Annotated in this window: 12 protein-coding genes and 1 pseudogene; 5 read left to right on the plus strand and 8 right to left on the minus strand. The window is 71.2% G+C overall.

Translation table 11 applies throughout. The features are described 5' to 3' along the window. The first annotated feature begins 261 nt into the window (after window positions 1–261). From GA0074704_RS22115 to GA0074704_RS29790, 5 genes and pseudogenes are all read left to right on the plus strand, one after another. A complete protein-coding gene (locus tag GA0074704_RS22115; protein ID WP_088972274.1) occupies window positions 262–1,062 on the plus strand; it encodes a class I SAM-dependent methyltransferase in 801 nt (266 codons plus the stop codon). A gap of 110 nt (window positions 1,063–1,172) precedes the next feature. Then, the gene (locus tag GA0074704_RS22120) at window positions 1,173–1,724 is read left to right on the plus strand and encodes a Uma2 family endonuclease (protein WP_088972275.1); all 552 of its coding nucleotides are present in this window, start codon (window positions 1,173–1,175) and stop codon (window positions 1,722–1,724) included. Between the two features lie 50 nt (window positions 1,725–1,774). Then, entirely contained in the window at window positions 1,775–1,993 is a 219-nt protein-coding gene (locus GA0074704_RS22125; protein WP_088972276.1) for a hypervirulence associated TUDOR domain-containing protein, read from the plus strand. After that, a complete protein-coding gene (locus GA0074704_RS22130; protein WP_088972277.1) occupies window positions 1,980–2,411 on the plus strand; it encodes a DUF3140 domain-containing protein in 432 nt (143 codons plus the stop codon). The genes GA0074704_RS22125 and GA0074704_RS22130 overlap by 14 nt, the downstream gene beginning before the upstream one ends. Window positions 2,412–2,483: 72 nt before the next feature. Next, a pseudogene (locus GA0074704_RS29790) lies at window positions 2,484–2,830 on the plus strand (SDR family NAD(P)-dependent oxidoreductase); the annotation flags it as partial. 22 nt (window positions 2,831–2,852) lie between these two features. Here GA0074704_RS29790 and polA read toward each other — a convergent pair. From polA to GA0074704_RS22175, 8 genes are all read right to left on the minus strand, one after another. After that, window positions 2,853–5,552 carry a DNA polymerase I gene (gene polA, locus GA0074704_RS22140; protein ID WP_088972278.1) on the minus strand — a complete coding sequence of 900 codons (2,700 nt, stop codon included), beginning with the start codon at window positions 5,550–5,552 and terminating at the stop codon, window positions 2,853–2,855. A gap of 116 nt (window positions 5,553–5,668) precedes the next feature. Continuing rightward, window positions 5,669–6,379, minus strand: coding sequence for an ABC transporter ATP-binding protein (locus GA0074704_RS22145; protein WP_088972279.1), 711 nt, complete (start codon window positions 6,377–6,379; stop codon window positions 5,669–5,671). Further along, a complete protein-coding gene (locus GA0074704_RS22150; RefSeq protein WP_172880704.1) occupies window positions 6,369–7,289 on the minus strand; it encodes an ABC transporter ATP-binding protein in 921 nt (306 codons plus the stop codon). Before GA0074704_RS22150 ends, GA0074704_RS22145 begins: the two co-directional genes overlap by 11 nt. Continuing rightward, the gene (locus GA0074704_RS22155) at window positions 7,282–8,436 is read right to left on the minus strand and encodes a branched-chain amino acid ABC transporter permease (RefSeq protein WP_088972280.1); all 1,155 of its coding nucleotides are present in this window, start codon (window positions 8,434–8,436) and stop codon (window positions 7,282–7,284) included. Before GA0074704_RS22155 ends, GA0074704_RS22150 begins: the two co-directional genes overlap by 8 nt. Beyond that, on the minus strand, window positions 8,433–9,383 hold the full coding sequence (locus tag GA0074704_RS22160; RefSeq protein ID WP_088972281.1) for a branched-chain amino acid ABC transporter permease: 951 nt from the start codon (window positions 9,381–9,383) through the stop codon (window positions 8,433–8,435). Before GA0074704_RS22160 ends, GA0074704_RS22155 begins: the two co-directional genes overlap by 4 nt. A gap of 92 nt (window positions 9,384–9,475) precedes the next feature. Next, window positions 9,476–10,642 carry a branched-chain amino acid ABC transporter substrate-binding protein gene (locus GA0074704_RS22165; RefSeq protein WP_088972282.1) on the minus strand — a complete coding sequence of 389 codons (1,167 nt, stop codon included), beginning with the start codon at window positions 10,640–10,642 and terminating at the stop codon, window positions 9,476–9,478. Window positions 10,643–10,922: 280 nt separating this feature from the next. After that, entirely contained in the window at window positions 10,923–12,119 is a 1,197-nt protein-coding gene (locus GA0074704_RS22170; protein ID WP_157743766.1) for a hypothetical protein, read from the minus strand. Between the two features lie 62 nt (window positions 12,120–12,181). Further along, a complete protein-coding gene (locus GA0074704_RS22175) occupies window positions 12,182–12,802 on the minus strand; it encodes an ANTAR domain-containing response regulator (protein WP_088972284.1) in 621 nt (206 codons plus the stop codon). Window positions 12,803–12,822 lie beyond the last annotated feature (20 nt).

A 12,822-nucleotide genomic window follows, 5' to 3' on the forward strand; every position in this document is an offset into this window, starting at 1 on the left:
AAGATCATTAGTGGCTCCGGTGACCGCGCACCTGCTCCCTGCCGAGGCACACGATCCGCGAGCGCATCGTCTACCCTACCCGCTGCATTACCACAGCGTGCAAGGCCTCCCGGGTCCTCGCAGCCTCGTCAGCTGCGAAAGCGGAGATTTCGCCCGCTGGACGCCTCTGCTGTCTCCCAGGTCACACCGGCCCCAACGGCGTCGGCGCGCCGTCGGTGGTCCCGCGCGGGCGAGCCCCGGGCGGGGGCCTAGCGTGAGCGGGTGGACGACGACAGGGTGACCCGCCGGCGGGTCGAGGACGCCGAGGCACGCCGCGCCAACCGGGGCTGGTGGGACGCCGACGCCGACGACTACCAGGCCGAGCACGGCGCCTTCCTGGGCGACGTGGACTTCGTGTGGTGCCCGGAGGGCCTGCGCGAGGCCGACGCCCGGCTGCTCGGCGACGTGACCGGGCGCCGGGTCCTCGAACTGGGCTGCGGGGCCGCGTCCTGCTCCCGCTGGCTCGCCACCCAGGGCGCCCGGCCGGTCGCCTTCGACCTGTCCGCCGGCATGCTGCGGCACGCCGCGCAGGCCGCCGACACCACCGGCGTACGCGTGCCGCTGGTGCAGGCCGACGCGCTGGCGCTGCCCTTCGCCGACGCCGCGTTCGACGTCGCCTGCACGGCCTTCGGGGCGATCCCGTTCGTCGACGACTCGGCGGCGCTGATGCGCGAGGTGTTCCGGGTGCTGCGCCCCGGCGGCCGCTGGGTCTTCTCGGTCACCCACCCGATGCGTTGGATCTTCCTGGACGACCCGGGCGAGAGCGGGCTGACCGCGGTGCACTCGTACTTCGACCGCTCCCCGTACGTCGAGCAGGACGCGCACGGCGTGGCGACCTACGTCGAGCAGCACCGCACCCTGGGCGACCGGATCCGGGAGCTGGTCGGCGCCGGCTTCGGCCTGGTCGACCTGGTGGAACCGGAGTGGCCGGCGGGCCACGAGGGGATCTGGGGGCAGTGGAGCCCGCTGCGCGGGAAGCTCTTCCCCGGCACCGCCATCTTCTGTGCCGTGAAGCCCCGGTGACGTGCCAACCGGACAGGTTGTCCGACTCCACCGGCCCGCGGCGGGGTCACGCTCAGCCGGTGAGCGCCGAGCCGATCGCGACATCACCTGGCCCATGGTGTCCGGACCCGATGCGGCAACAGCGTGCCGACTACACGCTGGAGGACCTGCTCGCCCTGCCGGACGACGCCCCCCGCGTCGAACTCGTCGACGGAGTGATCCAGGCGACACCCTCCCCCACCCTGGGCCACCAGGACATTTCCAGCCTGCTCTGGCTGTGGCTGCGCACCCACGCGCCGGCGCACCTGCGCGCAGCACAGGCCGTCGGAGTGGCACTCAACGCCAACACCAGTCGACAGCCCGACGTTCTGCTGCGCCGAGCCCACGTCAGCGGCAGCCGCTCACTGCTCACCCCCGACGACGTGGTGCTCGCCGTCGAGGTGGTCTCCCCCGGCACGCGAAGGACCGACCGGTTCGCCAAGCCCGGCGAGTATGCCGCCGCCGGCATCCCGTTCTACTGGCGCGTCGAGCAGGACCCGGTGCACCTCTACGCGTACCGCCGAGGTGACCGGATCGGTCCGGGCGGTGAGCGCCAGTACGAGCTGGTCGCCGACAGCGCCGAGCTGATCGAGCTGACCGACCCGTTCGACATCAAGCTCCCGATCACCGAGATCACCCCGTAGGCCCCGACGGCGCGTCGTTTTCCTCCGGCCGCCCCGGGTAACCCGGCGGCATGGCCGAGAACGAGTTCCGCACCGGCGACCACGTCTCCTGGGCCAGTCACACCGGCCGGGCGTACGGCGTGGTCAAGGAGAAGATCACCGAGCGGACCCACGTACGCGGACACGCGGTGAACGCCTCGCCGGAGGAACCGCAGTACCGGATCCGCAACGACGACTCGGGCCGGGACGTCGCCCACCGTCCGGAGGTGCTGCGCCATGAGCGGTCGTGACCAGGGGCAGGACACCTACCGGGAGTTCACCGACGCGGTGAACATGAAGCCGGGCGAGCTGTCGAAGTGGCTGGAGACCGACGAGTCCAAGCACGTCGGGTGGCGGAAGAAGGGCACCAAGGGCGGCGAGTCCGTCGGCCACGAGTCCGGCCGCCGGATCATCGAGCTGCTGCGCCGCAAGCGCGACCAGCTCTCGGAGGCCGACTACCGGCACATGCGCAAGGTCGTCGGGTACGTCCGCCGGCACATGGCGCAGCGCCCGAGCGGCGACGTCCGGCAGACCCGATGGCGGTACTCCCTGATGAACTGGGGCCACGACCCGGTCAAGGAGGCGCTCCCGCCGCCGGGCGGCCCGTCCCGCAAGGCGCTCGACCGGCGTGGCACCCCGCCGAAGGAGCGCCGCGGTCCCGGCCGCTGAGATCCCGGGACCGGAACGCGCGGGCCGGCGACCTGACCCTGCCGCTGACGTCAGGGTCGGACGATCACCGGCATGAGCGATGAACGACAGCATCGGACCATGGTGGTCACCGGTGCGGGCACCGGCATCGGCCGGGCCACCGCCCGGGCCTTCGCCGTGGGCCCGGGTCGCGGGGCCGCTCCGGGGCCAGCGCAGCGCGGGGCGACCGGGTGCTGGCGGTGGGCCGCCGCGCCGCTCCACTGGCCGAGACCGCGGCCGGGCACCCCCTGATCACGCCGGTCGTGGCCGACGTGACCGCCGAGGACGCGCCGGCGCACGTGGTGGGCGCGGCGCTGGACCGGTACGGCCGGTTGGATGTGCTGGTCAACAACGCCGGGATCGCCGGTGGCGGCCCGCTGGCCGGAGCGGGTCGGGCTGCCCCGACACCCGCCCCAGAAAAGATCAGTGATCCGCGCTGTTCCAGTCCCGCCCCTCGCCGACCGACACCTCCAGCGGCACCGACAGCGGGTACGCCTCGCCCATCTCCCGGCGGACCAGCGCCTCCAGGGACTCCCGCTCGCCCGGGGCCACCTCGAAGACCAGCTCGTCGTGGACCTGGAGCAGCATCCGGGAGCGCAGCCCGGCGTCGCGCAGCGCGGTGTCGACGTGCAGCATCGCCACCTTGATGATGTCGGCGGCCGATCCCTGGATGGGGGCGTTGAGCGCCATCCGTTCGGCGATGTCCCGGCGCTGCCGGTTGTCGCTGACCAGGTCGGGCAGGTAGCGGCGACGGCCGAGGATGGTGGAGGTGTAGCCGTCGTGGCGGGCCCGGGCGACGACCTCGTGCAGGTAGTCCCGGACGCCGCCGAAGCCGGCGAAGTAGTTCTCCATCAGCCCGCGTGCCTCCTCGGTGCTGATCCCGAGCTGCTGGGACAGGCCGAACGCGCTCAGCCCGTACGCCAGGCCGTAGTTCATCGCCTTGATCTTGCGCCGCTGGTCGGCGCTGACCTGGTCGACCGGGACGGCGAAGACCGACGAGGCGGTGGCCGCGTGGAAGTCGTGGCCGGAGTTGAACGCCTCGATCAGGGCGTCGTCCGACGACAGGTGCGCCATGATCCGCATCTCGATCTGGCTGTAGTCGGCGGTGAGCAGGCACTCGTAGCCCTCACCGACCACGAAGGCACGCCGGATCCGCCGTCCCTCCTCGGTGCGGATCGGGATGTTCTGCAGGTTGGGCTCGGTGGAGGAGAGCCGGCCGGTGGCGGCCACCGTCTGGTTGAACGTGGTGTGGATGCGGCCGTCGTCGGAGACCGACTTGAGCAGGCCGTCGACTGTCGACTTCAGCTTGGCCACGTCGCGGTGGCGCAGCAGGTGCTCCAGCACCGGGTGCGGATTCTGCGCGTAGAGCCACTGCAACGCGTCGGCGTCGGTGGTGTAACCGGTCTTGATCTTCTTGGTCTTGGGCAGGCCCAGCTCGGTGAAGAGGATCTCCTGGAGCTGCTTGGGCGAGCCGAGGTTGAACTCCCGCCCGACCGCCGCGTACGCGCCCTGGGCGGCGGCCTTCACCTCGGCGGCGAAGTGCGCCTCCAGCTCGGAGAGGTATTGCGTGTCGGCGGCGATGCCGGTGCGTTCCATTCCGGCGAGCACCCGCATCAGCGGCAGCTCCACCCCGGCCATCAGCCGGGCCGACTGCTCGCCGTCGCGGGACAGCTCGGCGTCGATCGCGTCGGCCAGGTCGAGGGTGGCCCGGGCCTGGAGCATCAGGTTCTGCTCGGCGGCGCCGTCGTCGCCCAACCCGTCGAGGGTGAGCTGGCCGGTCTCCGGCGCGTCCACCCGCAGCTCCCGGTGCAGGTAGCGCAGCGCCAGGTCGGTCAGGTCGTAGGAGCGCTGGTCGGGGCGGGCCAGGTAGGCGGCGATCTGGGTGTCCCGGGCGATGCCGGCCAGGTCCCAGCCGTGGGCGGCGAAGGCCAGCACCGCCGGCTTGCTGTCGTGCAGCACCTTGGGGCGCTGCGGGTCGGCCAGCCAGCCGGCCAGGGCGGCGTCGTCGGCGGCCTCCAGGCCGGCCGGGTCGAAGTAGGCGGCGGCGCCGGCCCCACTGGCCAGGGCCATCCCGGTGACCGAGGCGGTGTGCCGGCGGTTGGGGCCGGTGTCGAGCTTGACGGCCACGCCGACCGGCGTGCCGGCCGGGGCGTGCGTCTCCAGCCAACCGGCCACCGCGCCGGGCTCGGTGAGCACCTGGCCGGACAGGTCGAAGCCCGCCTCCGCCTCCGGCTCGACCGCTTCGAGGTACTGGTAGAGCCGGTCGCGCAGGATGCGGAACTCCAGGGTGTCGAAGACCTGGTGCACGGCCTCCCGGTCCCACCCCTCCCACCGGGCGTCCTCCGGGCGCAGCGGCAGCTCCAGGTCGCTGACCAGGCAGTTGATCTCGTAGTTGCGGATCACGTCGGCGAGTCGCTCGCGCAGGCTGTCGCCGGCCTTGCCCTTGATCTTGTCAGCGTCGGCGACGACGCCCTCGACCCCGTCGTACATGTTGATCCACTTGGCGGCGGTCTTGGGCCCGACGCCGGGGACACCGGGCAGGTTGTCGCTCGTCTCACCGACCAGCGCGGCCAGGTCGCGGTAGCGCTCCGGGCCGACACCGTATTTCTCCAGCACCGCCGCCGGGTCCATCCGGGCCAGGTCGGAGACGCCCTTGCGCGGGTAGAGCACGGTCACCCGCTCGCCGACCAGCTGCAACGCGTCCCGGTCACCGCTGGAGATCAGCACCTCCATGCCGGCGTCGCGGGCCTGGCAGGCCAGGGTGGCGATGACGTCGTCGGCCTCGTAGCCCTCCTTCTCGACCACCGGGATGCGCAGCGCGTCGAGGACCTCCTTGATCAGGCTGACCTGACCCTTGAAGTCGGTGGGGGTCTCCTTGCGCCCGGCCTTGTAGTCGGCGTACTTCTCGGTGCGGAAGGAACGGCGGGAGACGTCGAAGGCCACCACGATGTGGCTGGGCTGCTCGTCGCGGAGCACGTTGATCAGCATCGAGGTGAAGCCGTACACCGCGTTGGTCGGCTGACCCGTCGTGGTGGCGAAGTTCTCCACCGGCAGGGCGTGGAACGCCCGGTATGCCATCGAGTGTCCGTCGACGAGGAGCAGGCGCGGGGTCTTGGCTGTCACGGCAGCGACTCTAGCCCGTACGCCCGACATCCCCGGCCGGCGGCACCGGGGAACGGGCGGGAAAAACGCCGGCGGCCGGCCACCCGCGAGGGTTGGCCGGCCGCGGCGGTACGACCTCAGGCCACGCCGAGGTACGCCTCCTTGACCGCCGGGTCGTGCAGCAGGTCCCGCCCACTGCCCTCCTTGACGATCCGGCCGGTCTCCAGCACGTAGCCCCGGTGGGCGCGGGAGAGCGCCTGCTGGGCGTTCTGCTCGACCAGCAGGATGGTGGTGCCCTGCTCGTTGATCCGGGTGATGATCTCGAAGATCTGCTGGATCAGCTTCGGGGCGAGCCCCATCGACGGCTCGTCGAGCAGCAGCAGCCGCGGACGGGCCATCAGGGCCCGACCCACGGCCAGCATCTGCTGCTCACCGCCGGAGAGCGTGCCGCCGGCCTGCTTGCGCCGCTCGGCCAGCCGGGGGAAGAGGTCCATCACCATCTTCAGGTCCTCGGCGATGCCGGCGCGGTCCCGGCGGGTGTACGCCCCCATCTCCAGGTTCTCCACCACCGACATGCCGGGGAAGACGCCCCGGCCCTCGGGCGCCTGCCCGATGCCCCGGACCACCCGCAGGTCGGCCCGCATCTTGGTGACGTCGGTGCCGTCGAAGACGATCGAGCCGGACGCCACCGGACGCAGCCCGGAGATGGCCCGCATGGTGGTGGTCTTACCGGCGCCGTTCGCGCCGATGAGCGCCACCACCTCACCCTCGTTGACGGTCAGGCTGATCCCGTGCAGCGCCTGGATCCGCCCGTAGAGCAGGGTCAGGTCGTTGATCTCAAGCAGCATCGGTCGGCACCCCCAGGTACGCGGCGATCACCTTCGGGTCCTCGCGGACCTGGGCCGGCAGGCCCTCGGCGATCTTCTTGCCGAACTCCAGCACCACGATCCGATCGGTCACGCCCATCACCAGACGCATGTCGTGCTCGATCAGCAGCACCGTGGTGCCCTTGTCCCGGATCTTACGGATCAGGGCGTTCAACTCCTCCTTCTCCGCCGGGGTGAAGCCGGCGGCCGGCTCGTCCAGGCAGAGCAGGGTGGGGTTGGTGGCCAGCGCCCGAGCGATCTCCAGCCGGCGCTGCTCGCCGTAGGAGAGGTTGCGGGACAGGTCACCGGCGCGGCGCTCGATGCCGACGAAGCGCAGCAGCTCGTACGCCTTCTCCCGGCCCTCCCGCTCCTCCCGCCAGTGCCGCGGCAGCCGCAGCATCGCGGCGATGACGCTGGTCTTGTGGTGGGCGTCCGCGCCCACCATCACGTTCTCGAGCGCCGTCATCTCCGGGAAGAGCCGGATGTTCTGGAACGTCCGGGCGATGCCGGACTTGGTGATCCAGGACCGGCGCTTGCCGTTGATCCGCTGCCCGGCGAACCGGATCTCCCCCTCGGTGGGCCGGTAGACGCCCGTCATCGCGTTGAAGCAGGTCGTCTTGCCGGCGCCGTTCGGGCCGATCAGGCCGAGGATCTCCCCCTTGTAGAGGGTGAAGGCGACGTCGTCGAGGGCCACCACACCGCCGAAGCGGAGGGTGACGTGGTCGACCTCCAGCAGCGGCTCCCTGCCGGCCGGGGCCGCCTCGCCCGGGGTGGGCTCGACCGGCGTGTCGTCGCCGGCGGCCGGCGGGGTGCCGACGGTCGTGCGACCGTCGTCGGCGATGTCCCGCTGGCTGGTCTCGTCCCGCTCGCTGTGCATCTGCGGCTCACTCATTGGGCACCGTCTCCTGGGGAACCGCTTCCTTACGCCGGTCCTCGATCTCGGCGGCGCGCCGCCGGTTGGGCACGATGCCCTGCGGGCGGAAGATCATCATGACGATGATGACCAGGCCGAAGATCAGGATCCGGTACTCGGAGGCGTTGAACTCCACTCCGATCAGACTCCCGGCGCCGCGCAGCCACTCCGGCAGGTACCAGGTGATGGCACCGCCGAGAATGGCGCCCTTGATGTTGCCGGCGCCGCCGAGGATGACCGCGGCCAGCACCAGGATGGAACTCTCCAGCACGAACTGGTCGGAGTTGATGAACGTCTGTTTTCCGGCGAACACCGCGCCGGTCAGGCCGGCCACCGCCGCGCCGATCGCGAACGCCCACAGCTTGTACTTGAAGGTCGGCACGCCCATGATCTCGGCGGCGTCCTCGTCCTCCCGGATTGCCACCCAGGCCCGGCCGACCCGGCTGTTGGCCAGGTTCCGGATCAGCACCAGCACCACCAGGATCAGCGTGAGCATCAGCCAGTAGTACGGCTTGGAGTCGGTCACCCCGAACAGCGGCTTGCCGTCCGAGCCGGTGCCCGGCGGGTGCGGGATCGCCGGGATGCCCCGCTGGCCCTGCATGATCCCCTCGTTGCGGGCCGCGTAGAGGCGGATCATCTCGGCGAAGCCGAGCGTCACGATGGCCAGGTAGTCGCCGCGCAGCCGCAGCGTCGGACCACCGAGGATGACGCCGGAGACCATCGCGACCATCACCGCCAGCGGTACCGCCGCCAGCCACGGCCAGTTGGTGCCGAACCGGCTCTCCGGCGAGGTCAGCAACGCCACCGTGTACGCACCGAGCGCGTAGAAGCCGAAGTAGCCCAGGTCGAGCAGGCCGGCGAAGCCGACCACCACGTTCAGGCCGACCGCCAGCAGGACGAAGACCGAGGTGTCGAAGAGGACACCGGCGAAGTCCGAGCTGGTCGTGTAGAGGGCGAAGTACTTGCTGCCGATCGGAAAGCCCAGGTACTCGTAGAACCACCTGTTGGGCAGGACGTACAGGAAGACGATCAACGCCGCGATGGCGACCCAGCGGACCTGCTTGGGCATCGCCGCCCAGCGGGTCCTGATGCCCGTGGAGCGCTTGTCGTTCACGGTGGCGGTCATGCGCGCGCCCTCCCGAGAGATTCGCCGAGCAGGCCCGTCGGGCGGAACATCAGCAGCACGATCAGCAGCACGAAGCCGGTGAAGTCCTTCCACTCGCCACCGAACAGGCCGGCGGCGTAGTTCTCCGCCAGGCCGAGCAGCAGGCCGCCGAGCAGCGCCCCGCGCAGGTTGCCGATGCCGCCGAGCACCGCGGCCGCGAAGGCCTTGAGCCCGAGCAGGAAGCCGACGTTGAACTTGGTGAAGCCGTACTTGACGTTCCACAGCAGGGCACCCACACCGGCCATGATGCCGCCGAGGACGAAGACCAACAGGATCACCCGGTTCTTGTTGACCCCCATCAGGGCCGCCGTGTCGGCGTCCTGGGCCACGGCCCGGATGCCCCGACCCAGTCGGCTGCGGTTCACGAACTGGTCCAGCCCGACCATCATCACCAGGGTGATGCCGAGGATCAGCAGCTGGAGATTGGTGACGTCGGCGCCGAAGACCGTGAAGAGGGTCTCCTGCGGGATCAGGGTCGGCATGCCGAACGGCGCCCGATCGGTGCCGATGCCGAAGGACTCGGCCAGCACGAACGACGCGCCGATCGCGGTGATGAGGAAGGCCAGCGGCGGCGCGTTGCGCCGGCGCAACGGCCGGTACGCCACCAACTCGACCGTCACCGCCGTCAGGGCGGAGGCCGCCGCCGCCACCACCAGGCCGGCGATGATCGCCACCAGCAGCGGCCCGAAGGCCGGGGCGGCGGAGTTCTGGTCGTAGCCGAGGAACTCCCAGGTCCACAGGGCGGCGAAGGTGCCGACCATGAAGACCTCGGAGTGGGCAAAGTTGATCAGGCGCAGGACGCCGTAGACGAGGGTGTAACCGAGGGCCACGAGCGCGTAGATCGCGCCCTGTTCCAGCCCGGTGATGGTCAGCGTCGGGAAGTTCCCGAACAGCTCATCGAAGTTCACGTGAGGGCTCCAACTGTGCGGCCAAACAGTGCGGCCGGGAGGATGACTCCCGGCCGCGCCGTCTGGTATCCCTGCCGGGACCGGTGATCCGGTCAGGCCTTCGGGATCTCGATGTCCGGGACGACCTTGCCCGCGTTCACCTTGAACGCCCAGACGATCACCTGCGCCGGGTCCAGCTCACCGTTGGACTCGAACTTGTAGGTGACGCCGGTGGCGCCGCCGGCCTTGTTGTAGCCGTTGACGAAGTTCAGCAGGTCGCCACGGGTCGACTTACCGTCCTTGATGCCCTCGAGGAAGATCTTGGTGATGTCGTACGAGACGTCGGCGTAGGTGCCCGGCTCGGCGTTGTCGAACGCGGCCTTGTAGTCGGTGACGAAGGTGCCCTTGGCCGCGGTGGCCGGGGCGCAGGGGCAGGTGAGGATGGTGCCCTCGGCGACCTGCTCGCCGGCGACCTTGATGAAGTTGGCGTCGTTCACGCCGTCGCCGGCGATCATGGTGCCCTTCCAGCCGGCGCCCTTGAGCTGCTTGAGCAGCAGGCCCGCCTCGGTGTAGTAGCCACCGAAGAAGAGCGCGGTCGCGCCACTGCCGACGATCTTGGTGACGACGGCGGAGAAGTTGGTCTGCTTGACCTGGATCTTGTCCTCGCCCGCCACGGTGCCGAGGACCTTCTTGACCTCGTCCACCAGGCCCGCGCCGTACGCCGACTGGTCGTCGACGACGTACACCTTCTCGGCCTTCAGCACGTCCTTGATGTAACGACCGGCGGCCGGGCCCTGCGAGGTGTCGTTACCGACGCCCCGGTGGAAGATCTTCCAGCCCTTGGTGCTCAGGCTCGGACGGGTCGCCGACGGGGTGATGATCGGCAGACCGGCCTCGTCGAAGATCGGGTCGGCCACCTCGGACTCACCGGAGAACGCCGGGCCGATGATGCCGACGACCTTCTGGTCACCGACGGCCTGCTGCGCCAGCGACGGAGCCTTGGCCGGGTCACCCTGCGAGTCGTACTCGGTCAGGTTGACCTTGCAGTCCGCGTTGTCCTTGTTGTACTGGTCGATGGCCAGCTTGGTGCCGTTGCGCATGTGGATACCGAGACCCGCGGCGTCACCGGTCAGGGGGCCGAAGAAACCGATCTTCAGATCGCAGGCGGCCGAGCTGCCGCCGCCCTCGCTACCACTGTCGGCCTTACACGCGGCGGCGCCGCTGATAACGAGCGCGCTGATGGCCACGCCACCGAGCACCCGTGCGAGCTTCTGCCTCACGGCTCGTACCCTCCTCCGTCCGAAGGCCCGGACCACCCAGCGCAGATTGGACCTTGCGAGGGTTGGCCGGACCGACCGCGATCCCGGTCTGGGCCGGGACGTTATCCCACCGGCGGGTCACGCCGGAATACCTGCGAACCGGGGTTGACCTAACCGTTACGTTGAGTGGCCGCATCGACGGAGATGCTGTAACACGCGCTCTCAGGCAACGGGAAAATCGGGGATCCGACACGTGCCGGAAACAACGGAGAGCGACAATTCTCGGCCGCCCGCGGCCACCTCACCCGGCCGGCAGCCGCGCCGTCCAGACGCCGCCGCCCGCACCGCCGTCGACCAGCAGCAGCACCCGGTCACCCGCACCGGCCAGCGCCACCGTCGCGTCCGCACCCGCCGGCAGCGCCACCGGTGCCCGACGACCCGACCAGTCGTCACCGTCCGTGGTGAACCACAGCGACGCCGCGCCGTCCGACCCGGCCACCAGCGCCCCACCGGCCACCGCCGCCAGGCCGAGCACCCGGGGCGGCGCCCCACCGGTCGCGCGGCCGAACCCACCCGCCGCCCGCCAGCCGCCCGCACCACCCACCCAGGACCCGAAGCCGGCGCCGCGCCGCCCGACCGCCACCACCCGCTCCCCCACCGGCACCACCCGTTGCAGGTCCTCCGGGACCCCGTCGGTGGAGAGCACCTGCCGCCGCCAGCCCCGACCGTCCGCCGAGGTCCACACCGCCGGATCGACGTCCGCACGGCCCGCCGGCAGCACCGAACCCACCAGCAGCCAACCCTGCGGCACCGCGGCGGCGTCCGCCGCCCACGGCCGGCCCGCCCCGTCCACCGCCAGTCCGGGTACGCCGCTGACCAGGCGGAAATCGGTCGCGTCCGGGGACAGCCAGGCCGCCGCCCCGGTCGCCCGGTTGCCCGCGATCAGCCAGCCCCGCGGACCACCGACGATCCGGCCCACGTTCACCGCGTCCGGGCCGCCGAACAGCTCGAACTCGGCCGGCACCTCCACCAGGGAGCCGTCGGCGGCCTGCCGCCAGCCGCTCACCCGCGGATTGCCGTGCACGCCACCGCTCTTCGCCCCCACCGCCGCGATCCGACCGCCCCGACAGCCCACCGCGGCCAGCACGTTCTCCGCCCCGTACGGCGACCGGGCGGTCAGCCGCAGCGGCGTCCACGTCGAGGCGTCCGGGCTGCTCCAAGCCGCCGGACGGGTCGCGCCGGCAGGGTCGGCGAGGGCGCCCACCACGTACCAGCGGCCGGCGCAGGCCACCGCGTCGCGCGGCATCACCCGCCCGGCCGAGGCGGGCGGCGGCGGAAGGTTCGAGGGCCGCCAGTCCAGCGGTGCCGCCGGCGCCGATTCGGCCCGCGGTGGCGATCCGCCGCCCGGCGGGGACGGCGACGACCGGCCGTCCGGCACGCAGCCCGACACCAGCCCGGCGAGCAGGCCGAGCGCCACGATCGCACGACGGACGGGCACGCCTCGATGCTATCGACGCGCGCCGCTGCGCGACGCCCCGCGAACGGGTACGCCTCCGCCGGTCAGGCGGTCGGCTGGGCCACCTCGCCGCCGGCGGTCTCGGCGAGGATCCGCTCGGCGACCTCCTTCATGGTCATCCGGTGGTCCATCGCGGTGCGCTGGATCCACTTGAACGCCTGCGGCTCGGTCATCCCGTAGGTCGTCATGAGCGCGCCCTTGGCCCGCTCGACGGTCTTACGGATCTCCAGGCGGTCGGTCAGGCCGGCGACCTCCGCCTCAAGCGCGGCGATCTCCGAGTAGCGGGACAGCGCGATCTCCACCGCCGGCACCAAGTCGCTCTTCTGGAACGGCTTCACGAGATAGGCCATCGCGCCGGCCGCCCGGGCGCGCTCGACCAGGTCACGCTGGCTGAACGCGGTCAGGATGATCACCGGGGCGATCCGGGCGCCGGCGATCCGCTCGGCGGCGGCCAGCCCGTCCATGATCGGCATCTTGATGTCGAGGATGACCAGATCCGGCTTCAGCTCCTCGGCCAGCCGGACGGCGGTCTCGCCGTCGCCGGCCTCGCCGACGACCTCGTAACCCTCCTCGACCAGCATCTCGGCCAGGTCCAGTCGGATCAGCGCCTCGTCCTCGGCGATCAGTACGCGCCTGCGCTCGGCATCCGTCTGCGTCTCGGCCACGAGCCACTCCCACCATCGAT

The organism is Micromonospora siamensis (assembly GCF_900090305.1).
In the GTDB taxonomy this organism is placed as follows: Bacteria; Actinomycetota; Actinomycetes; order Mycobacteriales; family Micromonosporaceae; genus Micromonospora; species Micromonospora siamensis.